Genomic DNA, 21,759 nt, shown 5'->3' with positions numbered 1-21,759 from the left:
TTTTGCTCTTTAGTTATTAAAATCTCTTTTTCTTTACATCATCAAGTATATTACTTGCTATATCACTTACTGTATTAGAAATAAGTGCTGATTCATTTGCAATCTCAACATTATCTTTAGTAGTTTGATCTATGTGAGCTACACTTTCATTGATTTGAGTAATACCTGTAGTTTGTTCTTTTATAGATTCAGCCATATCATTGATAGATTGAACAAGTAAATTAGTATTAGCTTCTATTTCACTTAGAGATTTTTGAGTTCTCTCTGCTAGTTTTCTAACTTCATCAGCAACAACAGCAAATCCACGTCCATGTTCTCCTGCACGTGCAGCTTCAATAGCAGCATTTAAAGCTAAAAGATTGATTTGATCTGCAATATCACCTATTATACTTGTTACATTTTTAATTTCTTCACTTTGAGTAATAACATCACTTGTTTTTTGAGAAACATTTTGCATAGAAGAAGTGATTTGTTCTAATGCTGCTGCTGTTTCTTCTAGTGAAGCTGCTTGAGAATTTGAAGAATTAGTTAAAGATTGAACTGCAGTTTGAAGTTTTCCACTCTCATCTGCTAATGAATTTGCAAAGTCAGAACTTTGTTTTAACATTTTAATGATTTCTTGTCCTAATGCATTTGTAGTTACTTCAACAGCACCTTTAGCATCTTTAACTTCTGTTGTAAAATCTAAGGCTCTATAACTATTAAATACTCTTTGTATTTCATTCATATTAGAACCTATTTTTTCTTGTAAAACATCTAAAAGTTTATTAAGAACATTTTTAAGTTCAATTAATTGTGGATTTCTTGGATTAGCAGTAATTCTTGCAGTTAAATCTCCTTTTTCTACTACTTGAACAGTTGATACACTTTCTTTTACTGCTTGATTATCTTGTTCTAAACCTTGTTTAGTTTGAAGAATGTTTTCATTGATGGCATTAGATATTTGACCAAATTCATCATTTGTTTTTATATTAATGGTTGATACATTATTTGTTTTATGATTAATAAAATCAAAGAATGAGTTAAGACCATTTTGGATAGTGGTAAGTGGGGATAAGAAATAATTATTAACAAGATATAAAAATATTAAAGCAAAAGCTACCATTATAATAACTACTATTGTTTGAATAAAAGCCATTTTTGTAACTGGTTCATTGACTACTTCTGCGCTTTCTGTGCTACATATAGTATATTCAGATACTTTAGCACAAATACCTAATCTTTCTTCTCCTTTTAATCCATAAGAAAAGAATTTATAATCTCCGTTTTCTTTATAAGCATTGATTACTGGAGTATGATCTACAGAAGAATCTAAAAGTTTTTTTTGTGTAGCAATAAAAATTTGATTATTCTTATCAAATAAAAGAGAGTTGCCTGGCTTAGTTTCAAATTCTTTTTGTAAAGCTTCTACCAAGACATCAATTGCTAAAACTCCTATAAATTTACCATCTTTATAAAGAGCTTTTGAGTAAGTAAAACAAGGTAAATTAGTAGTAACATCTATGTAAGAAGGGGTTATATAAATTCCATTTGTTTTTAAAGCTTCCTGATAATAGCCTCTTGTTCTTGCATCATAATTATCAGCTTTACCATAAATACCAAAATTCTTTCCTTTAGCATCAGAATCTGTATCACTTACAATAAGCTCACCATCTGGTTGTGCAATATAAGCTGCTAAAAATCTTCCAGCTTCTCTTAAAAACTTTAAATCATCTCCTATATTTTCCATCAAAGCTTGTTGATTATCTAATTGATTATAGGAAAGTTTTAAAATTCTATTAGCGAAATTTTCAAGAGTTTGTGAATTATTATTTTGAAAATTGATGATAGATTCTTGAGCTACCTTTAAAACATTACTTTGAGATTTAAATTCTGCTTTATTCAAAGCATCTTTTGAAAAATAAAAAGTAACTATACCCAAAACAACTAAACACAAAATAGCTATAATATTAGCTATTAAAGAGATTTTAAATTTAACACTGCTTATTTTCATAAAAATCCTTCAGAACTAAAAATAATAAATTATTATATAACAAAAACAACTTATTTATTCTATATTTAGGAAATTTTAACAAGAAAATATAAAAACTTATTTTTTCAAAACAAATATAACTGAAGTTTTATTTAAAAAATTTATTGAATCTTATTCTTTATAACATTAAAAGCTAGAAAGTAGTTTAATAATTAAATTTATTTATTACTCATATTAATTCACTAAAGAGCTTTTGCTCTTTAGTTATTAAAATCTCTTTTTCTTTACATCATCAAGTATATTACTTGCTATATCACTTACTGTATTAGAAATAAGTGCTGATTCATTTGCAATCTCAACATTATCTTTAGTAGTTTGATCTATGTGAGCTACACTTTCATTGATTTGAGTAATACCTGTAGTTTGTTCTTTTATAGATTCAGCCATATCATTGATAGATTGAACAAGTAAATTAGTATTAGCTTCTATTTCACTTAGAGATTTTTGAGTTCTCTCTGCTAGTTTTCTAACTTCATCAGCAACAACAGCAAATCCACGTCCATGTTCTCCTGCACGTGCAGCTTCAATAGCAGCATTTAAAGCTAAAAGATTGATTTGATCTGCAATATCACCTATTATACTTGTTACATTTTTAATTTCTTCACTTTGAGTAATAACATCACTTGTTTTTTGAGAAACATTTTGCATAGAAGAAGTGATTTGTTCTAATGCTGCTGCTGTTTCTTCTAGTGAAGCTGCTTGAGAATTTGAAGAATTAGTTAAAGATTGAACTGCAGTTTGAAGTTTTCCACTCTCATCTGCTAATGAATTTGCAAAGTCAGAACTTTGTTTTAACATTTTAATGATTTCTTGTCCTAATGCATTTGTAGTTACTTCAACAGCACCTTTAGCATCTTTAACTTCTGTTGTAAAATCTAAGGCTCTATAACTATTAAATACTCTTTGTATTTCATTCATATTAGAACCTATTTTTTCTTGTAAAACATCTAAAAGTTTATTAAGAACATTTTTAAGTTCAATTAATTGTGGATTTCTTGGATTAGCAGTAATTCTTGCAGTTAAATCTCCTTTTTCTACTACTTGAACAGTTGATACACTTTCTTTTACTGCTTGATTATCTTGTTCTAAACCTTGTTTAGTTTGAAGAATGTTTTCATTGATGGCATTAGATATTTGACCAAATTCATCATTTGTTTTTATATTAATGGTTGATACATTATTTGTTTTATGATTAATAAAATCAAAGAATGAGTTAAGACCATTTTGGATAGTGGTAAGTGGGGAGAGAAGTTTAGCAATTAGAATTCTTGCAAATATTAAAACTATCACTAAAGCTAAAAAACCAACTATAAGCTGACTATATAATATGCTATTAATAACATTATCATAAGATTTTTTATCCACTACACTACAAACCCTATATAAAGGATTGATTGAAGTAGGATTGCACATAACTGCTTGAGTTTGACCTTGATCATTGTTTGCATAAAATAAAGTATCTTTTTGCTTAGGATCTATCAACATTGGATCATTTTTAATAGCTGCTGCAATATTTTCACTTAAAGCATTTTTAGTTAAAATTCTTGAAAGATCTTCATGAAATATAATATTACCTTCTATATCATAAACAGCAGCATAAGAATTTGCACTATGGCCTAAAGCAAGAACATTTTTAGAAAAACTTCTTAAATCATAATCTCCTCCAACAACACCAATAAATTTGCCATTTTGAAAAACAGGTGTTGCATAAGTTAAAGTAATATGACCACTAATTGATTTATAAGGTCTTGTAACACTGATTTTTCCATTATCTTTTGCTAATTTAAACCAAATAGAATTTTTTGTATCAAAGCCTTTAGAAGCATCTAATATGGAACCATCTGATAAATATGTTTTTTCAGAATCTTCAAAACCCATAAAAACAAGATCAAATCCATTAGCTTCCTTAAAAACATGAAGCAAAGTTACAATCTCTTGTATAGTTATTTTAGGGTTATTAGAAATTTCATTTGCTAAAATTTCCAAAGCTTTTCTTTTAGAACGAGCATAATTATCAAAAGTTATTTGAACATCATCCATAACTTTTAGTTGATTATCTTGCAATAATTCAAAAGCATTTGATTTTGATTGATAATAAGTTATTGTAGTAGTTGCTACTAATACTAATACTATCAAAATACCTACATATAAAGTTAATTTTGAAGACACTTTAAAAGAATTCTTTGGATCTTTTGTTTGCATTTATGGCTCCTAAAAATAAATTTTTGTTATTAATATTATAACAAAAATTTATCAAAAACTTATAAAATTTTTGGATCATTAAAAGCCGTAACTTTAGGAAGACTTTCGTTGAATTTTTCAACTCCTACAAGTGTAGTATGTGAGATATTGCCATTTGCAAGTTTTGAAGTAGGCAAATCTAATGTTAAAACATTAGCACTTCCATATTTACACAATCCATTTTCGTCAGGATCATACCAACCTCCTTCACAAATTCTCACAACTCCTTGCATTATATCCTCGCTTACCAAAACTCCAGCTAAAATTTCTCCACGCTTATTAAATACTCTTACAACATCACCATTTTTAATACCAAGTTTTTTAGCATCTTTAGAATTTATAAGCAAAGGTTCTCTTTCTTTAATGGTATATTTTGTCCTTAAATCTGTATGGCAAAGTTGAGAATGAAGTCTTTTGCTTGGATGAGAAGTTAGAAGATGAAATGGTGTTTCTTTAGTAGCATTCCCAAGCCATTCAATAGGTTCAAACCAAGTAGGATGTGCTTTACAATCATCATAATTATAATTTTTAATTGTTTCTGAATAAATTTCAATAAGCCCTGAAGAAGTTCCTAAAGCATTTAAAATAGGATCTTCGATAAATTCTGAAAAACGAACATATTCTAAACTTTCACTTGTTGGTTCAAAAACAATAGGTTCATTTTTTGCCCAAAATTCTTCAAAATTAGGCATAGGAATACTAAAAGCTTCTCCATAACTTTTTACTTGTTTTAAGGCAATATTATAATAATCTTTAATTAAATCTTTTGCTTTTTTACCATTTTGGGTATAAGCATTAAAAACATCTTTTCCGTAAATCTTGCAAAGATCAGAAAAAATTTCATAATCATCCTTACTCTCTTCTACCGGTAAAACAGCTTGTTTCATAGGAATTATATGCATATTAGAATAATCTCCACTCATAGTAATATCATCTCTTTCATAAGATGAAGTAACCGGCATTACAATATCTGCCATCTTTGCCGTTGGAGTCCAATAAATTTCATTTACAACAATAGTACGTGGTTTTCTCCAAGCTTTTACATTGGTATTAGTATTTTGATGATGCACCAAAGGATTTCCTCCTACCCAGTAAATAAAATCTATATCAGGATAAGTAATTTTAGTCCCATTATGTTCTATAGTTTTTCCAGGATTAAGCAAAGCATCAGCTATTCTTGCTACAGGAAAAGATAAACTAGCAGAATTTTGCAACCACTCAGCGGAATTTAATTCTTCTTTTGACTTTGCAAGACCTTTAAATTTACCATTTTTCCAAACTCCTAATTCACCCGCATTCATACCCCCTATTACACCTCCTTTACAAGTAGGTACACCTCCATTACTATAATGATAACTAAGTCCAAAACCACCACCCTTGGTTCCAATTTGCCCTAGCATAGAACATAAAGTTACCAACATCCAATGAGGTTGTTCTCCATGATGAGCTCTTTGCATACCCCAACCACTCATTATCATTGTTGGATTATCATAAAATGTTTCAGCTAATTCTTTAATAGTTTTTTCTTTTATACCACAAATTTCACTTGCCCATTTAACATCTTTTTTTATACCATCTTCTTTGCCTTCTAAGTAATCCTTAAACTGATTAAAACCAATCGTGTAATTTTCCAAAAAAGTATAATTTACTTTATTTTTAGCGATTAAATGACTTGCTATACCCATCATTAGAGCTACATCAGTATTTGGACGCGGAGAAATCCATTTAGCATTTAAAAATTTAGCTGTATCTGTTTTTATAGGATCTATACAAATAACCTTTATTTTACTATTTTTCAACTTTTCAAAATAAGCTAAACCTCTTTGATCATTTGAAGTCCAAGCTATACGCAATGTTGTTAATGGATCAGCTCCCCAAATAACAACATATTTAGAATGATTTAAAATATTTTCCCAAGAAGTTTGTTGCTCATAAACCTCAATAGAACCCACTACATAAGGCATAATAATTTGCGAAGCTCCTGTTGAATAATCTCCACTCACTCCAACAAAACCTCCTGTAATATTTAAAAATCTATGAAGTAAAGTTCTAGCATTCTGCATATTTCCACTTGATTTCCAACCATAACTTCCACCAAAAATAGCGCTTGATCCTTTTTGTTCTCTTGTTTTTTTAAGTTCATTTGCAATTAAATTCAATGCTTTTTCATAACTTACACGGACAAATTCATCTTTTCCTCTTAATTCTCTTTTTGGATTATTAGGATTTTCAAGATAAGATTTGCGAACATAAGGATATTTTATACGAGATTTATATATTAAATCAGAAGTATAATGTTGCAAAGGATTATCCATTTTAGTAAGTTTTTCCCAAGGTTCACTTTTTATAACTTTTCCATTTTTTATAGTGAGTTTTAAAATTCCCCAATGGGCTGCAGTAACTATTTCTCCATTTTTTACAATACCAAGACTTACTTTTGAAGCTTCAATATTTTTTGCCATACTAAAAGTAGGTATAAAAGATAAAGCACCTAAACTTGCACTCACTTTTAAAAATTTTCTTCTATCTAGCATCTTATTTCCTTTTTAGTTTGCTTTGAAATCTTTTGAATTTTTTTGTAAATATTCTATAACAAGCCATCTATCTTTTTTTTCAATTGCTGTTCTATCAACCATAGATCTAAAAATTGATGGCCAAGCATTTGCATTAAATTCTTTTTCTTTATGTAAAGTATGACAGATTCCACAATTATTAACAAAAAGATCTTTTGCACGAATTAACATTTCTTTATCACTCTTAAAAAATTCTTTTTTATCTGCCCAAATTTCTAAACTTACCCTATCCCATTTATCTTTGGAAATATTTTTTTCATTAAAATTTAATTTAGTATTTCTAGAAAAAGCAGCTACAATAATTCTTTGGGCATCATTATAATAAATAATAGAAGGTGATTTAGGATTTACAAAACCTTCAATTTTTATATAAACTTTATTACCTTGTTCTTTTAAAATTTCAAAAGAATTTGTAGGAAGTAATCTACCAATTACTTTAGTATCATCTTGAGAAAGATAAAGTGATACAACCTCATCACTATAAGCTATATTTTTAGACCACATGCAAGTGATTAAAAAAAATGTTAATAAAAAAAGCCTCATTGTTTTTCCTTAAATAAATATTAAATCATTTTTATTATATTTAATATTTTATTAATTATATATTAATAAAATATTTATATTTTAAAATAAAAATAAAATAATATTTAATTAAGAAATTTATTTTATAAAATAATCTCCATCAAAGCTTACCAAAGAATAAAATCTCTCATCTCCTATACTACTCACTAGCTCATCTATGCTTAAAAAAGTAAGAGAATCAGCACCAACAAATTCTTTTACTTCTTCTATATTTTTATTAGCACTAATTAGTTCTTCAAAAGTAGGTGTATCTATACCATAAATATCCGGGAATTTGATTTCAGGACAAGCAATAGCCAAGTGAATTTTACTTGCACCTGCTAATCTAAGCAAAGAAATAATTTTTTTAGAAGTTGTTCCACGTACCAAACTATCATCAATTACTACAATTTCTTTATCTTTTAAAACTTTAGACATAGGATTAAGTTTTAATTTAACTTTAAAATTTCTAAGTTCCTCAGTTGGCTCTATAAAAGTTCTACCCACGTAATGATTTCTAACAATAGCCATTTCAAGTGGAATTTTAAGATATTGAGAAAAACCTATAGCAGCGCTTACTCCACTATCTGGAACAGGTACTACAAAATCAATTTTTTGCTTAAATTTTTTTGCCAAAGTTTCCCCCATTTTTTTACGCACTTCATAAACACTTTTTCCTTCTATAATACTATCAGGTCGTGCAAAATAGATATATTCAAAAGCACATATTCTAGGTTTTTCATTAAAAAGCTTTATACTTTCAAATTTATCACTGCCTTGTGTAAAAATAAGCATCTCTCCCGCATCTATATCACGGATAAATTCAGCTTCAATTAAATCAAAAGCACAAGTTTCACTAGCTATAATATAACCTCCATCTTTTAAACGTCCTAAAGATAAAGGTCTAACTCCATAAGCATCTCTTATCACATAAAGCTTATCTTTACTAGCCAACATAAAACAATAAGCTCCTATGCATTTTTTTAAACCTTCTATCAAACGATCTTTTAAATCTTGTTTTTTGCTACGAACAATTAAATGGATTAAATTCTCTGTGTCTAAATTTGTTTGAAAAATTGCACCATCTTGCATTAGAGCATTTCTTGCTTCATTTTTATTTACTAAATTTCCATTATGCACCAAAGAAATATCTCCAAAAGAACAATTAGCATAGATAGGTTGTGCATCATCAATACTTGAATTTCCAGCCGTAGAATAGCGATTATGTCCTATAGCAATTTCACCATTTAAAGTTTTTAAATTTAAAGGATTAAAAATTTGATTTACTTCTCCTTTAGCTTTAATAGTTTTTATGCTTTTTCCATCACTTACACTTATGCCACTTGCTTCTTGTCCGCGGTGTTGCATAGCAAATAAAGCATAATAAGCATAAGTACTTGCATTCTTAGAATTAATCACCCCTACAACTGCACACATTTAAATTCCTAAAAAATCATTCATTGAATATAATTTTGGCTCTTTTTGAACGAGCCATTTAGCAATTTTAATTGCACCTTTAGCAAAAGTAGCCCTTGAAGTAGCATTATGAGTTAATTCTAAATATTCTCCTTCTTCATAAAAACCTATAGTATGGCGTCCTACTATATCACCTCCTCTTAAACTCATTACCGCAATCTCATCTTTACTTCTTTCTCCAACTATGCCATCTCTACCGCTTACTCTAACATTTTGAAGCTCTAAATTTCTAGTTTTAGCTACATTTTCAGCCAAAGTTAAAGCTGTACCACTTGGAGAATCTTTTTTATGTCTATGATGCATTTCGACAATTTCTATATCAAAATTTTTAAGCATAATACTTGCTTTACTTGCAAGATAATTTAATACAGCAACTCCTAATGACATATTTGTAGCATAAAATATTGGCATTAATTTACCTAAATTGTGTATCAATTGTATAGTTTTCTCATCTAATCCTGTTGTGCCAATCACCAAAGGTTTATGATTATTTTTTGAAAATTCTAAAAGTTTATTTGTTCCTTGTGGTGAAGAAAAATCAATAATCACTTCACTTTTTTTAAAAAGTTCTTCTAAATTTCCATCTTTATCATAAAGTATAGATGTTTTTGCTTCTTGATCAGATTTTAAACACTCTTGTATTTGCCTTCCCATTCTTCCATAAGCTCCATAAATTCCAATGTTTATCATTTTCATCCTTCTTAATTAATACTAAAATTATATAAAATTAAATTAATAAATTATTTATTTTAAAATATTTAAAATATATTTTAAATATTTTAACTTTTTGTTAAAATGTAATATAAATAATTTTAAGAAGGAGAAATAATGTGGAAGCTGTTTTTACCTATTATAATAGCTGTAGTATTTTATTTTATACCCACTCCGGAAGGATTGAGTAACAATTCTTGGCTTTATTTAAGTATTTTTATTGGATTAATTATAGGTTTAATGCTAGAACCTATTCCACCGGCATTAATAGGAGTTATTGCTATAACCTTGGTTGTTATTTTCAAAATAGGTCCTGTAGGAAGTGATAAAAGTATTATAAGTGATAGTGCTGCTATAAAATGGGGATTAAGTGGTTTTTCTGACTCTGTTGTTTGGTTAATCTTTTCCGCTTTTACCATAGGTCTTGGTTTTTCAAAAACTGGATTAGGTGAAAGAATAGCTCTTTATCTTGTTTCAAAACTCGGTAAATCAACTTTAGGCTTAGGATATGCTATTTGTATAGTTGATTTTATTTTAGCTCCTTTTATTCCAAGTAATGCAGCAAGAAGCGGAGGGACAGTTTACCCTATAGTAACAAATATAGCTCCTATGTTCGAAAGTTATCCTGATAAAAATCCTAGAAAAATAGGTTCATATTTAGTTTGGATGGGTTTAGCAAGTTCGTGTGTAAATAGTTCAATTTTCCTAACCGGACAAGCGCCTAACCCTCTTGCTCTATCTTTAATTTCAAAAAATGGTATTGAAGTTGTAGATTGGCTTGGATGGTTTTTATCCTTTCTTCCTGTTGGAATTGTTATATTTCTTTTAACACCTTTACTTGGATACTTTGTATATCCACCAGAAATTAAAGGTTCAAAAGAAATAGCACAATGGTCAAATGAAAAATATAAAGCTTTAGGAAAAATGGATAAAAAACAAATTTATATGATTATAGTTGCTTTAATCGGTTTGATTTTATGGGTTGGAGCTAGTTTTTTTAAAATCAATGCTACAACAACAGCTTTAATAATGATTATTTTAATGATAGGTCTTAAAATAATTACTTGGCAAGACTTTTTAGCAAATAAAAGTGCTTGGAATACCTTAATCTGGTTTGCTACCCTTATTACTTTAGCTAGTGGGCTTAAAAATATGGGAATATTAGATTTTTTAACAAATAATTTAGGCAAATATTTACTTGGTTTTTCTCCTTTATTTGCAAGTATTTTATTGCTTTTGCTTTTTTCATGGCTTAGATATTTTTTTGCATCTGGGACAGCTTATGTAACTGCGATTATTGCTATTTTTGCAAGTTTAGCAGGACAAATTCAAGGAGCAAATGCTCAAGAAGTAATGTTAATTCTTGCTTTAAGCATGGGATTTATGGGTATTATTACTCCTTATGGAACAGGGTGTTCGCCTCTATGGTTTGGAAGCGGGTATGTAAAAGGATCTAAATTTTTCCTACTAGGAGGAATATTTGCTTGTGTATATCTTGCAATTTATATTATTATTGGAATACCTTGGATTAAATTTATAAGTACTTATCTTAATTTTCATTAAAAATTCTACCTCTATACGAGGTAAAATTTAAAAATTAATGTAAGCTTTCTACATAGGCTATTGCACTAAGCGCTGCAATAGCTCCATCACTTGCAGCACAAATAACTTGTTTTGGAGCATCTTTTCTTAAATCTCCTGCAGCAAAAAGCCCTTTAATATTTGTTTGCATTTTAAGATCAACGCTAACTTGACCTCCTTCTTCCATATTGCATAAAAATTTTCCATCATCTTGTTTTAAAATTTCATTACGCACATCAAGCCCAACAAAAGTAAAAATTCCGGGAATTTTTAAATCTCTGATATTACCATCTCTTAATTTAACCTTTACACCGCTAACACCCATTTTATCACCATATACTTCATCAATACTTGCACTTGTAATAAGTTCTATTTTCTCACTTTTTTTCACTTTTTCTATAGTAGAAGGCGCTGCTCTAAATTCATCTCTTCTATGGATAAGATAAACTTTAGAACAAATATTGGCAAGATATAAAGCTTCTTCTAAGGCTGTATCACCCCCTCCTAAAACTGCAACTTCTTTATTTTTATAAAAAAAACCATCACAAGTTGCACAAGTGCTTACGCCTTTTCCAAAGAATTCATCCTCCCCTTTAAAACCTGCACGACGTGGAGTTGATCCCGTACAAACAATAACTGATTTAGCTTGTTCTATTTTTCCATTTTCTAATTTTATATTAAAGCTACCATCATTATTTTTTAAAATTTGACTAACTCCAACCATTTCGTGTTTTAAACCAAAACGCATACATTGTTCATTCCAAGGAGCCATAAAAGAAATACCATCCATTATAGTAGCAACCCCAGGATAATTTTCTATTTCAGAGCTTGAGGTTATTTGACCACCTGGCATACCTTTTTCAAACATAACAACATTTTTTAAACCTCCTCTAGTTGCATAAAGCCCTGCACTAAGTCCAGCAGGTCCTCCTCCTATAATTGCTAAATCTAACATTTACATTCCTTTTTAAAAAAATTATTTTCATTATGATATAGAATTTTTTCTTAATATGTAGTTAATAAAAATTATTATTTAATATAAAATATAATTAGATAAAGTCGCTAAAGCGACTTTTAGAAGATTAAAGTAAGGAATTAATTTTATCAGCAATAGCTTGCTTAGATTGTGCTCCAACTAGTTGATCAATTACCTCACCATTTTTAAAAAATATTAAAGTAGGAATTGATCTTACTCCGTATTCAGCAGCTAAATCACCTTGCTCATCTGTATTCACTTTACAAATTTTTGCCTTGCCTTCAAAATCATTTGCAAGCTCATCAATTACTGGTGCCAACATTCTACAAGGACCACACCAAGGAGCCCAAAAATCAACTAAAGCAACACCTTCTTTCACTTCTGAAAAATTTTCTGAAGTAAGTTCTATATATTTTCCCATAATTTCTCCTTTTTTTAAATTTATTGTATTTTAACTAAATAAAAAACTAACTTAAAAAGTTATATTTTCAATAAATTCTATTATATTATTTTTAACACAAATTAGATCTATTTGAAAATCATTATTTTTACGTGTTTTCAAAAAATAAAATTCTATTGTTTTAATGATTTTTTGACATTTTTTACGATTAATGCGCTCATAAACATTATAGTCATTTTGAGTAAATTTAACTTCAATAAAATGCAAAATATTATCTTTTAAGGCAATAATATCTATTTCACCAAATTTAGAATGAAAATTTCTTTCCAAAATTTGAAACTGCTGTTTTTTAAGAAAATCACAGGCTTTATCTTCTCCTTTGATACCAAGGATATAAGAAGATACGCCCATTAATCCTCTATACGCATCATAAAAGGTTCTTCTTTGACAAATTCTTGCTGTTTTAAAATTTTTAATAAATTTTGTATGCTCTTTTCATAAGTAAAATGCGTTGTAAAAAATATAGTAGTACAATTTTCATTATTTTTTTTAGGTTTTTGCAAAAAACTTTCAATAGAAATTAAATTTTGAGACATAAGTAAAGTAATTTTAGATAAGACTCCTAATTTATCTTCTACTTTAATTCTTAAATAATATTTTGTATATATTTCTTCTGGTTTTAATAGGTTAAATTCTAATTTTTCTTTAAAACCTAACATAGGAGTTTTAAAATTTCCTTTGGCTATATCCATTAAATCAGCAACAATAGCACTAGCAGTTGCCAAACCTCCAGCTCCAGCACCATAATACAAACTCTCTCCTAATACATCACCTACTATAGAAATAGCATTCATAACTCCATCAACTTTTGAAAGCATTTTATTTTTACTAATCATAGTAGGATGCACTCTTAATTCAATATTTGAATCTTTTAATTTAGCTATACCTAAAAGTTTTATAGTAAAATCAAATTCATTAGCAAAATACATATCTTCAGAACTTATATCTTTAATGCCCTGAGTTAAAATTTCTTCAGGTTTTATATCAAGATTATAAGCAAGACTAGCCAAAATTAAAAGCTTATGTGTAGCATCTTGTCCTTCTATATCAAAACTAGGATCAGCTTCAGCATAGCCTAATTCTTGTGCTTTTTCTAAAGCACTATTAAAATCCATTCCAACCTGCTGCATACAAGTTAAAATATAATTGCACGTTCCGTTTAAAATGCCTTTAATATTAATAATATTATTTGCACTTAAACCCTCTTTTAAAACTTTAATAATAGGAATACCACCTGCAACACTTGCTTCATAACCAAAAGCTAAATCTTTAGCTAATCTTTCAAGTTCATAACGATGATAAGCAAGCAAAGCTTTATTAGCGGTTACAACATTTTTCTTTCTCTTTAGTAATTCACTAATGATTTCAAAAGGTTGCTTAATTCCACCCATTAATTCTACATATACATCAATATCTTTAAAATTTAAAATTTCATCTACATCTAAAGTAATAGGAATAAGAGCATCTTTTTTAATATGTCTTGCTAAAGCTATTACCGGAGTAATGCTTTGACCGCATCTTGCTTTTATAATTTTTTTATTTTCTATTAAAACTTTTGCAACATTGCTTCCTACTGTTCCATAACCTAAAATAGCAACTCTCATATATTTTCTTTAAAATATTTTTTAATATTTCTTGCAGCTTGACGAATGCGATTTTCATTTTCTATCAAAGCAATGCGCACATAATCATCTCCTGCTTCACCAAACCCAACCCCTGGACTTACCGCAACATTAGCATATTGTAAAAGTTGTTTTGAAAATTCTAGACTTTTTAAATGAGCTTTACTAGGTGGTAGCTTAGCCCATATAAACATACTTGCATTTGGTTTTACTAAATTCCAACCTATATTACCAAAAGCTTCTACTAAAACTTGCATTCTTTTTTCATAATTTAATCTAATATTTTCAACACAACTTTGATCGCTGTCAAGAGCTATAGTAGCTGCAACTTGTATAGGTGTATACATACCATAATCAAACCAAGATTTGATTTTTTTAAGAGCATTAACAAGACGTTGATTACCCACAACAAAACCAACTCTCCAACCAGCCATATTATAAGATTTTGAAAGAGTATAAGTTTCCACAGCAACATCTTTAGCACCATCAACCTCTAAAATAGAAGGGGTCTTATAAGATCCATAAGTCAAATCAGCATAAGCAATATCACTAATAATGTAAAATCTTTCTTTTTTTGCAAACTGAACAAGTTTTTCATAAAAACTTTTTTGCACTATTATTGTTGTCGGATTATGAGGAAAATTAACAACCAAATATTTAGCTCTTGGTATGCTTTCAGTTAAAGTTTGTTCTAAATTTTTAAAAAATTGATTTTCATTAAGCTCAAAATTTTCATTATAGCAAATAGGCATTTTAACAACATTTCCACCTGCTATAATAAAGGCTTGAGTATGAATAGGATAAGCAGGAGTTGGAACTATAGCTGTATCACCAGGATTGATAATGGCACGAGCAAGATTTACAAAGCCTTCTTTTGAACCCATAGTAGCTACAACTTCATTTTCTGGATCTAAAATAACATTATATTTTCTTTTATACCAATTACAAATAGCAAGTCTTAATTTATAAATTCCAATAGAAGCTGAATATCCAGATGTTTTATCTTTATTAGCGCTTTCACAAAGTTTATCTATAATATGTTGCGGGGTTTTGCCATCTGGATTCCCCATTGAAAAATCTATAATATCCGCTCCCTTGCGTCTAGCAAGCATTTTTATTGCATTTACCTCAGCAAAAACATAATTTGGTAATCTTTCTATAGTATGAAAACGGATTTCATCAAACATATTTTTCCTTATTTTTTAAGATATATTTTTAAACCTCTTTTAATATTATCAAGATTATATACATCACTAATTATTACATATACTGATCCATCTGGAACAAATTCTGAAAAATGATTGTTTTTTGTTTGACTTTTAATACTTTTGATTAAATTTAAATTTTTATCTAAAAATAAAATTTTTGGAAACCATTCATCAGTATCATTAGCATCTATTTTAAGTGAAGTGGCACCTTTTAATAAAACAATATAATCTTGCAAAGGTTTTTCTAAAAAAGTAGCTGTGTTTAAATTAACATTTGCATTGGTTTTTAATTTTACTTGATCAAAATTCAAATCATACTCATAGTCATTTAAACCTATTCTTTTTATATTATTAATATAGACAGAATTTTCTTTTAAAAGCCTATAAAATATTCCAGGATCTAGAATATATTGAGATTCTACTTGTATAGTATAATCAATATTTCCCTCTCTTAAAACCAAATCTGTTGGAATAAAATATACATAACCTGCATTATTTAAGGCATCATTAATAATTTCAAAAAATAAAATAAAATCTGTTTGTGCCTTAAAATTTAATCTCAAAGTTTCTGGAGTTGGAAGTATAAGATTGAGTAAAGAATTTGCTTTTAACATATTAGATATTTTTTCTATATCTAAATTACCTTGTGAATCTTGATAGTTTTGATTAGCAAACAAAAGCTCAAGCTGGGTTTTTTTACTTGAGGAATTAACAATATTTTTAGCCAATTCTAAAGAGGATATACCATAAGCTAAGCTGGTAAAAACTATCAAAAATAAAATTTTTACCATTCTTTTCCTTTATTAAGCTTTATAAAATCACTTAAAGTAATATTTGAGATCTTTCCGTCTTTAATTAAAAAGCGCTTTGAACCTCCTGCTGGAAATCTTTTTTCTTTTCCATCTTCATCTATAAAACTTAAAGCAGAAGCTCCCATTAAAACAAGCTGATCTTCTTTTAAAGAAAGATTAAAATCCTTATCTTTAACAAAACTAGTTTTTTTATAATTTTTAAGATTAATTAAACCAACCCATATTTTACCATCTGTCTTAAAAGTAACTTCATCTAATGGTTTTTCTTCTATAATATTAAGTTCATCATTTTGAAAAGTCACATTATCTTCTTGGCTTAAATTTTGTTCTTGATTTATTGTAGTATTTTCATCAAGAAAATTATCTTGATTGGTTAAATTATTTTCCTCTTTTTCTTCAACTTTAGGACTTTTTTCTTCATCTACTTCTTGTGTATTATCGATAATTTTTACGTTATTTGTTACTTCTTTTAAATTTGTTTTAGCTTCTCCTATAATATTTACAATTGCAGCACTTGATTTATTTTCTTCAGTTTTTAAAGAAAAATTAAATCCGCTTAAATAATAAAACACAAAAATTAAAATTACAATAATTGCAACAATAATATAAATCCAAAAACCTGAAGACTTATTTGTATAAGTATCAATTTTTGGAGTGATAATTTTACCTTTTGATAGATTATAAGAATTATTAAGGTTATTTTCATTTAAATAATTTTCATACAATTCATTAAAATCTGTAAAATCAAGATCATATTCACGACTTAAAATTTTAATAAAACCACGCACATTAAAATGATTCAAAGTATCAAAATCTTGGTTAATTAAAGCCTTTAAAAAATCAATTTCAATTTGCGTTCTAGCAGCAACTTCTCTTAAATCTAAATCTTGTAATTTTTTCCAACTATTCATTTATCATCCTATCACAAAGTATTGCAAAAGCAGCACTTACATTTAAACTATCAAATTGATTTTTCATAGCTATACCTATACATTCATCACATTTTTTAATTATTTTTGCACTCAAGCCAAAACCTTCACTGCCTAAAATTAAAGCTTTCTTTTTAACATTTTTTAATTTTAAAGTATGAATTTCTTTTCCTTCTTTATCGGCAGCATAAATTTTAAAATTTACTTGCTTAAGCTCATTAATTAATCCTAAAATATCATTTTTTACTACAATAGGCAAACCAAGAGCTGCTCCACTGCTAGTTCTTATTATATTTTGCATTGCAAGCTGATTTCCACAAAAAATTAAACCTTGTGCACCTAAAGCATAAGCAGTCCTAATAATAGCACCTATATTTCCCATATCAGTTACACCACAAAGTATAATTAAAAAATCATTTTTTTTAATCGTATCAAAATCAGCAAATACAAATTCTTTTATATCCATTAAAAAACCTTGATGATTTCCACCTTTAGCATAAGATTGAGCTGTTTTAAAATCAAGCCTTTTAATCTTAAAACCAGACTTTGCAATTTTATTAAAAGTTTTAAAATCACATTCTTTAGCTAAATAAATTTCGTTAATCATATCTTGATAATGTTCTAAAATATAAAAAAATACTTGCTTACCATAAACTAACATTTTATTATTTTATCTCATCTTGACTTAAAAGCAGTTTTTTATAAAGTTCCTTTGAATTTTTACCATAAATTTTTGATAAAAGCTTACTCTTAACCTTTAAAGGTAAATCAAGTTCTAAAATATCTTTTTCATTTAAAAAATTTTTTTGCTCTTCTTGTTCTTTTTCTTTTAAAACTAAAACCCATTCACCTTTTAAATTAGTATTTTTTAAAATTTCAAATAAATTTTTGGCACTAGCTCTTAATTTAGTTTCAAATTTTTTACTAATTTCTTTGATGAGAAAAATCTCTCTTGTTTCTTCTAAATTAGCTATTGTTTCAATTAAAGATAAGATACGTTTTGGGGATTCATAAACTATACTTGGATAAGGATTATTTAAAAGTTTTTCTATATCTTTTTGACGCTCTTTGCCCTTATTTGATAAAAAACCCATAAAAATAAATTCTTTCTTACAAAAACCACTACTTACTAGAGCGATCAAAGCAGCATTAGCACCAGGTAAAACCTCATAAGATAAATTATTATCTAAAGCATATTTTATCAAAGAAACTCCAGGATCACTAATACCTGGCATACCAGCATCGCTCATATAAGCGATATTTTTATCAAAAAAATCTAAAGTAATATTTTTAAAAAATTGAATTTCATTATGAGTATGAAGTGAAATAAATTTATTAGGTTTAATTTGAATATTAAATTTAGAATTCAAAAGAGAAATTAAAGACTTGCAAACTCTAGTATCTTCGCAAACTATTACTTCGCAAGTCTTTAGAATTTCTAAAGAACGAAATGAAATATCATTTAAATTTCCTATGGGAGTAGGAATAAAATAAAGCATTTACTATTGCATTGCGTATTTTTTCTTGAATTTCTCTACACGACCTGCTGCATCAACAATTTTTTCACTTCCTGTAAAAAATGGATGACAACTTGAACAAATATCTACTCTTAATTCGCTTTTATTTGATCTTGTTGTAAAAGTATTGCCACATGCACAACTTACTTTACACTCTACATATTCTGGATGAATTTCTTTTCTCATTACAATTCCTTGAAATTTTTAAAGTTTTTATTATATAAAAATATAAATAAAACAAAGATAAATTAAAGTAAAACTTTAGAACTTATAGCAAGAGCCGCGCTATGAGCTCTTAGGATATTTGGAGTATTTAAAGAAATTTTATTTTTAAAAATTTGAATTTCTTCTTCGCTAAAACCACCCTCAGGTCCTATAAAATATATATTATTTTTAAAAAATTCTTTTTTTTCTCCAGAAAAATCAACTAAAACAACATTTTGATATTTTTCTAAAAACTCTTCAATATTATTAAAAAGTTCAATTTGCATCATATATGATCTTCCGCATTGCTCACACGATTGTATGATAATTCTCTCACAACGTTTAAAATCAATTTTAAAATTTTTTTGAGAATATTGAGTATAAACTAAAATAAGTTTATCTACACCTAATTCATTTAAAAAAGGTAAAGTTTTTTCTAAAATTTTAGGATCAATTACCGCTAATGCTAAAGTAAAATGGGTTTTCGTTGTAATTTTTTCTTCTTTTCTTATTAATTTCAAAGCATAAAATTTTTTAGTTATTTCTAAAATTTCATAAGAATATAAAAAATTATCCTTTAAATTTCTCAAATAAATAATGTCCTTTTCTTTAACACGACGTACTTTAAGATGAGAGAATTCTTCATTTTTTAAATATAAAAACTCCACACCGCTTTCTTTGCAAAATAAGAACCGCATTTAGAAAAATTTTTTAAACAAAAAAGGTAAAAATAATAAAAAAATTTCTATAGGTAAGATTAAAAAACTAATCCATCTAAAAAAAATATATCTTCTATTTTCACGTGCTTTTTTAAATTGTCTAAAATGAAATATAGCTAAAACAAAAATTAAAATATTAGCTAAAATCATCAACCAATAATTTAAAGTCATTTCAAAATGATTAAGAGCTAAGAGTAACATTCCTGTAAAAAAGATTAAAATTAAAAAAAAATAATAAATAGGTAAAAATAAACGAATTCTTCTTGTAAAGATAAATTCTGTTTTAAAATTTCCCTGAGTTAAAACTAAATAAAAAAGCATTAAAAAACCGCTTGCATAAAGACTATAAAGATGTAAGGCTAAAATAAACTCATAACTTTGATCCATCATTTCCCTTTGTTGGTGATATATTTAGCCAAATTTTCAATTTGATCCAAATTTAAATTAATACAATGATCTTTATCATTTTGTTTTTGACAAAGATTAAATTTTCGCATAAAATTTTCTTTGCTTAAATTTTTAATTCTAATATTATTTTTTAATTTTAATTCTCCTTCTTTTCCGTGACAATTTGCACATTTTTGTTTATATAAAGAACTAATAATACTTAAATTCATATTTAAAACTTGAGTATCATCTAAAGAATCGTCACCAACTGGTAATGGTAAATTATCATCATTTACTTGAGTTTTTTCATCATTTTGCTCTATTTGAACAATCTCTTGATCTGATGATTTGGATTTAAGAGATTTATCTTCATTATTAGAACATCCAACAAAAAATAAGAAAATGATTATTAAATATGGCATTAAACTTCCTTTGGGTTAATAAAAATATAAGAATTTTTTAATTTTTCATAGAAATTCTTATCTTTCCAATCTTCTTGAATTGCTTCTGAAAATTCTATATCTTCTAATTTTATAGAAGGCAAAAATTCACTATAAGCATCCTCCTTAAATCCTTGTGCATAACCACTTTTTGTTTCATGAACTATAATACTTTTTAAATAAACCCCTTGCTCGCCATTTATCATCTTAGTCTGTTTTAATAAAGTATCAATAAGAACAAAAAAAATACGGCAAAAATTTTCAGCACTAACATTTAATGGTAAAATAATCCAACGACTAGAAAATTTTTTCATTTGTTCTAAATATTCTTCATTATCATCTTTAAAAAGAGTAATAGCATGATCAAAACTATCAATAATTTGTTTTACTTCTTGCTTTAAAAGTCCAAAATCATATACCATTCCAGCGTTATCTAAATATTTACTTTCAAGCAATACTTCAACTTTATAAGAATGTCCATGAATACTACTTTTACAACGCTTAGAACTGCAAAAACGAACGATATGAGCATTCTCAAATTCAAATTCTTTTCTAATAATCATACTCCCTCTTTATCATTCCAAAGTCTTATATGCATTCTATCGGAGTAATTATATCCATTTTTTATACAAAAATGTGCCACCTCTAAAGCATTAATTTTTAAAATTTCTTCATTATAGCCCATAGGCATACAATAAACTTCATTATCCACTTTGGCTAAAATTTCATCAATTTCTATTTTAGCTTTATTACTTTTTATCATTTCTTTATCTAAAACAAATTTATAAAAACTATCTTTAGCATTTTGCACAATAGCTTTTATAGCATCAAAATTTAATCTTTTTTCTTTAGGTATTTTACTATTACTTAATTTTACACCCAAAGCAAAGATGCATTTTTTATATAAAGGAAATTTTTCAAAATCTATCTTTAAGCTTGCATTAGTTTCAAAATGAATTTCAAAATTATCTTTTAATAAAAGCTCAAGCCACTTTAAAAAATCATTATTATTATAATACAATAAAGGCTCACCACCTGTAATAACTACAATAGGGTTTAATTTTGCTTTTAAAAAGCATACTCTTTTATAAAGCTCTAAAGGGGTAAATCTTGTATATTGATCAGCAAAATCTTTTGTAAAAACTGCTCTAATAGTATCACAACCTAAAAATTTTTTATCATTTATATTTTTATGTACTCCAAAACCATAACAATTAAAATTACATCCAGCAAATCTTACAAAAATAGCTAATCTTCCACTAAATTTTCCCTCACCTTGTATGCTTATAAAACTTTCAACAATATCCAAA

At 27.5% G+C, this 21,759-nt stretch carries 22 protein-coding genes; 1 reads left to right on the top strand and 21 read right to left on the bottom strand.

The annotated features are described in order from the left end of the window. Window positions 1-16: 16 nt before the first annotated feature. The 6 genes from JG676_RS02935 to dapB form a co-directional block, all read right to left on the bottom strand. Window positions 17-1,987, bottom strand: a complete 1,971-nt coding sequence (locus JG676_RS02935) for a methyl-accepting chemotaxis protein (protein WP_373563794.1) — start codon at window positions 1,985-1,987, stop codon at window positions 17-19. Between the two features lie 252 nt (window positions 1,988-2,239). Continuing rightward, on the bottom strand, window positions 2,240-4,234 hold the full coding sequence (locus tag JG676_RS02930) for a methyl-accepting chemotaxis protein (protein ID WP_200217260.1): 1,995 nt from the start codon (window positions 4,232-4,234) through the stop codon (window positions 2,240-2,242). 59 nt (window positions 4,235-4,293) lie between these two features. Continuing rightward, on the bottom strand, window positions 4,294-6,807 hold the full coding sequence (locus JG676_RS02925; RefSeq protein WP_200169908.1) for a molybdopterin guanine dinucleotide-containing S/N-oxide reductase: 2,514 nt from the start codon (window positions 6,805-6,807) through the stop codon (window positions 4,294-4,296). A 12-nt stretch (window positions 6,808-6,819) separates the two neighbouring features. Then, entirely contained in the window at window positions 6,820-7,389 is a 570-nt protein-coding gene (locus tag JG676_RS02920; RefSeq protein WP_200217259.1) for a cytochrome c3 family protein, read from the bottom strand. A gap of 117 nt (window positions 7,390-7,506) precedes the next feature. Then, window positions 7,507-8,844, bottom strand: coding sequence for an amidophosphoribosyltransferase (gene purF, locus JG676_RS02915; protein WP_200217258.1), 1,338 nt, complete (start codon window positions 8,842-8,844; stop codon window positions 7,507-7,509). After that, window positions 8,845-9,573, bottom strand: coding sequence for a 4-hydroxy-tetrahydrodipicolinate reductase (dapB, locus tag JG676_RS02910; protein WP_200169911.1), 729 nt, complete (start codon window positions 9,571-9,573; stop codon window positions 8,845-8,847). 138 nt (window positions 9,574-9,711) lie between these two features. On the opposite strand from dapB, the gene JG676_RS02905 reads away from it, so the two are divergent. Further along, window positions 9,712-11,157, top strand: a complete 1,446-nt coding sequence (locus tag JG676_RS02905) for a DASS family sodium-coupled anion symporter (RefSeq protein ID WP_200217257.1) — start codon at window positions 9,712-9,714, stop codon at window positions 11,155-11,157. Window positions 11,158-11,191: 34 nt separating this feature from the next. Here JG676_RS02905 and trxB read toward each other — a convergent pair whose 3' ends face one another. The 15 genes from trxB to JG676_RS02830 all read right to left on the bottom strand — a co-directional run bounded on the left by trxB (window position 11,192) and on the right by JG676_RS02830 (window position 21,758). Then, window positions 11,192-12,130 carry a thioredoxin-disulfide reductase gene (gene trxB, locus JG676_RS02900; protein WP_200169913.1) on the bottom strand — a complete coding sequence of 313 codons (939 nt, stop codon included), beginning with the start codon at window positions 12,128-12,130 and terminating at the stop codon, window positions 11,192-11,194. Between the two features lie 127 nt (window positions 12,131-12,257). Further along, window positions 12,258-12,572 carry a thioredoxin gene (gene trxA / locus JG676_RS02895; protein ID WP_200169914.1) on the bottom strand — a complete coding sequence of 105 codons (315 nt, stop codon included), beginning with the start codon at window positions 12,570-12,572 and terminating at the stop codon, window positions 12,258-12,260. Between the two features lie 51 nt (window positions 12,573-12,623). Beyond that, window positions 12,624-12,962 (bottom strand): YraN family protein, encoded by a 339-nt coding sequence (locus tag JG676_RS02890; RefSeq protein ID WP_200169915.1) that lies wholly within the window; start codon window positions 12,960-12,962, stop codon window positions 12,624-12,626. After that, window positions 12,962-14,215, bottom strand: coding sequence for a homoserine dehydrogenase (locus JG676_RS02885; RefSeq protein WP_200169916.1), 1,254 nt, complete (start codon window positions 14,213-14,215; stop codon window positions 12,962-12,964). Before JG676_RS02885 ends, JG676_RS02890 begins: the two co-directional genes overlap by 1 nt. Continuing rightward, window positions 14,212-15,420, bottom strand: coding sequence for an LL-diaminopimelate aminotransferase (locus tag JG676_RS02880; RefSeq protein WP_200217256.1), 1,209 nt, complete (start codon window positions 15,418-15,420; stop codon window positions 14,212-14,214). The genes JG676_RS02885 and JG676_RS02880 overlap by 4 nt, the downstream gene beginning before the upstream one ends. Window positions 15,421-15,428: 8 nt before the next feature. Continuing rightward, window positions 15,429-16,232: a hypothetical protein gene (locus JG676_RS02875; RefSeq protein ID WP_200169918.1), complete on the bottom strand. Its 804-nt coding sequence runs from the start codon at window positions 16,230-16,232 to the stop codon at window positions 15,429-15,431. After that, window positions 16,226-17,164 carry a hypothetical protein gene (locus JG676_RS02870; RefSeq protein ID WP_200169919.1) on the bottom strand — a complete coding sequence of 313 codons (939 nt, stop codon included), beginning with the start codon at window positions 17,162-17,164 and terminating at the stop codon, window positions 16,226-16,228. The genes JG676_RS02875 and JG676_RS02870 overlap by 7 nt, the downstream gene beginning before the upstream one ends. Beyond that, window positions 17,157-17,843 carry a 23S rRNA (guanosine(2251)-2'-O)-methyltransferase RlmB gene (rlmB, locus tag JG676_RS02865; RefSeq protein ID WP_200169920.1) on the bottom strand — a complete coding sequence of 229 codons (687 nt, stop codon included), beginning with the start codon at window positions 17,841-17,843 and terminating at the stop codon, window positions 17,157-17,159. The genes JG676_RS02870 and rlmB overlap by 8 nt, the downstream gene beginning before the upstream one ends. Before the next feature lie 4 nt (window positions 17,844-17,847). Beyond that, window positions 17,848-18,681, bottom strand: a complete 834-nt coding sequence (gene rsmI / locus JG676_RS02860) for a 16S rRNA (cytidine(1402)-2'-O)-methyltransferase (RefSeq protein WP_200169921.1) — start codon at window positions 18,679-18,681, stop codon at window positions 17,848-17,850. A 3-nt stretch (window positions 18,682-18,684) separates the two neighbouring features. Next, the gene (rpmE, locus tag JG676_RS02855) at window positions 18,685-18,885 is read right to left on the bottom strand and encodes a 50S ribosomal protein L31 (protein ID WP_200169922.1); all 201 of its coding nucleotides are present in this window, start codon (window positions 18,883-18,885) and stop codon (window positions 18,685-18,687) included. Window positions 18,886-18,947: 62 nt separating this feature from the next. Next, window positions 18,948-19,601, bottom strand: a complete 654-nt coding sequence (locus tag JG676_RS02850; RefSeq protein WP_200169923.1) for a 16S rRNA (uracil(1498)-N(3))-methyltransferase — start codon at window positions 19,599-19,601, stop codon at window positions 18,948-18,950. Then, window positions 19,602-20,009 carry a hypothetical protein gene (locus JG676_RS02845; RefSeq protein ID WP_200169924.1) on the bottom strand — a complete coding sequence of 136 codons (408 nt, stop codon included), beginning with the start codon at window positions 20,007-20,009 and terminating at the stop codon, window positions 19,602-19,604. Continuing rightward, complete coding sequence (locus tag JG676_RS02840; protein ID WP_200169925.1) at window positions 20,009-20,431, bottom strand: cytochrome c; 423 nt, start codon at window positions 20,429-20,431, stop codon at window positions 20,009-20,011. The genes JG676_RS02845 and JG676_RS02840 overlap by 1 nt, the downstream gene beginning before the upstream one ends. Next, entirely contained in the window at window positions 20,431-21,012 is a 582-nt protein-coding gene (locus tag JG676_RS02835; protein ID WP_200169926.1) for a 6-carboxytetrahydropterin synthase, read from the bottom strand. Before JG676_RS02835 ends, JG676_RS02840 begins: the two co-directional genes overlap by 1 nt. Further along, the gene (locus JG676_RS02830) at window positions 21,009-21,758 is read right to left on the bottom strand and encodes a 7-carboxy-7-deazaguanine synthase QueE (RefSeq protein WP_200169927.1); all 750 of its coding nucleotides are present in this window, start codon (window positions 21,756-21,758) and stop codon (window positions 21,009-21,011) included. The genes JG676_RS02835 and JG676_RS02830 overlap by 4 nt, the downstream gene beginning before the upstream one ends. Window position 21,759 lies beyond the last annotated feature (1 nt).

Origin of the sequence: Campylobacter sp. 2018MI34, assembly GCF_016598975.1 — a bacterium.
Classification (GTDB): domain Bacteria; phylum Campylobacterota; class Campylobacteria; order Campylobacterales; family Campylobacteraceae; genus Campylobacter_D.
The sequence above is the reverse complement of the archived record's forward strand: the minus strand, read 5'-3'. Positions and strand labels throughout refer to the sequence as shown.

Excerpts from the sequence above, each read along its gene's own strand:
- JG676_RS02930 (WP_200217260.1), bottom strand. The coding sequence starts at position 4,234 with ATGCAAACAAAAGATCCAAAGAATTCTTTTAAAGTGTCTTCAAAATTA.
- JG676_RS02925 (WP_200169908.1), bottom strand. The coding sequence starts at position 6,807 with ATGCTAGATAGAAGAAAATTTTTAAAAGTGAGTGCAAGTTTAGGTGCT.
- JG676_RS02920 (WP_200217259.1), bottom strand. The coding sequence starts at position 7,389 with ATGAGGCTTTTTTTATTAACATTTTTTTTAATCACTTGCATGTGGTCT.
- purF (WP_200217258.1), bottom strand. The coding sequence starts at position 8,844 with ATGTGTGCAGTTGTAGGGGTGATTAATTCTAAGAATGCAAGTACTTAT.
- dapB (WP_200169911.1), bottom strand. The coding sequence starts at position 9,573 with ATGATAAACATTGGAATTTATGGAGCTTATGGAAGAATGGGAAGGCAA.
- JG676_RS02905 (WP_200217257.1), top strand. The coding sequence starts at position 9,712 with ATGTGGAAGCTGTTTTTACCTATTATAATAGCTGTAGTATTTTATTTT.
- trxB (WP_200169913.1), bottom strand. The coding sequence starts at position 12,130 with ATGTTAGATTTAGCAATTATAGGAGGAGGACCTGCTGGACTTAGTGCA.
- trxA (WP_200169914.1), bottom strand. The coding sequence starts at position 12,572 with ATGGGAAAATATATAGAACTTACTTCAGAAAATTTTTCAGAAGTGAAA.
- JG676_RS02890 (WP_200169915.1), bottom strand. The coding sequence starts at position 12,962 with ATGGGCGTATCTTCTTATATCCTTGGTATCAAAGGAGAAGATAAAGCC.
- JG676_RS02885 (WP_200169916.1), bottom strand. The coding sequence starts at position 14,215 with ATGAGAGTTGCTATTTTAGGTTATGGAACAGTAGGAAGCAATGTTGCA.
- JG676_RS02880 (WP_200217256.1), bottom strand. The coding sequence starts at position 15,420 with ATGTTTGATGAAATCCGTTTTCATACTATAGAAAGATTACCAAATTAT.
- JG676_RS02875 (WP_200169918.1), bottom strand. The coding sequence starts at position 16,232 with ATGGTAAAAATTTTATTTTTGATAGTTTTTACCAGCTTAGCTTATGGT.
- JG676_RS02870 (WP_200169919.1), bottom strand. The coding sequence starts at position 17,164 with ATGAATAGTTGGAAAAAATTACAAGATTTAGATTTAAGAGAAGTTGCT.
- rlmB (WP_200169920.1), bottom strand. The coding sequence starts at position 17,843 with ATGTTAGTTTATGGTAAGCAAGTATTTTTTTATATTTTAGAACATTAT.
- rsmI (WP_200169921.1), bottom strand. The coding sequence starts at position 18,681 with ATGCTTTATTTTATTCCTACTCCCATAGGAAATTTAAATGATATTTCA.
- rpmE (WP_200169922.1), bottom strand. The coding sequence starts at position 18,885 with ATGAGAAAAGAAATTCATCCAGAATATGTAGAGTGTAAAGTAAGTTGT.
- JG676_RS02850 (WP_200169923.1), bottom strand. The coding sequence starts at position 19,601 with ATGCGGTTCTTATTTTGCAAAGAAAGCGGTGTGGAGTTTTTATATTTA.
- JG676_RS02845 (WP_200169924.1), bottom strand. The coding sequence starts at position 20,009 with ATGGATCAAAGTTATGAGTTTATTTTAGCCTTACATCTTTATAGTCTT.
- JG676_RS02840 (WP_200169925.1), bottom strand. The coding sequence starts at position 20,431 with ATGCCATATTTAATAATCATTTTCTTATTTTTTGTTGGATGTTCTAAT.
- JG676_RS02835 (WP_200169926.1), bottom strand. The coding sequence starts at position 21,012 with ATGATTATTAGAAAAGAATTTGAATTTGAGAATGCTCATATCGTTCGT.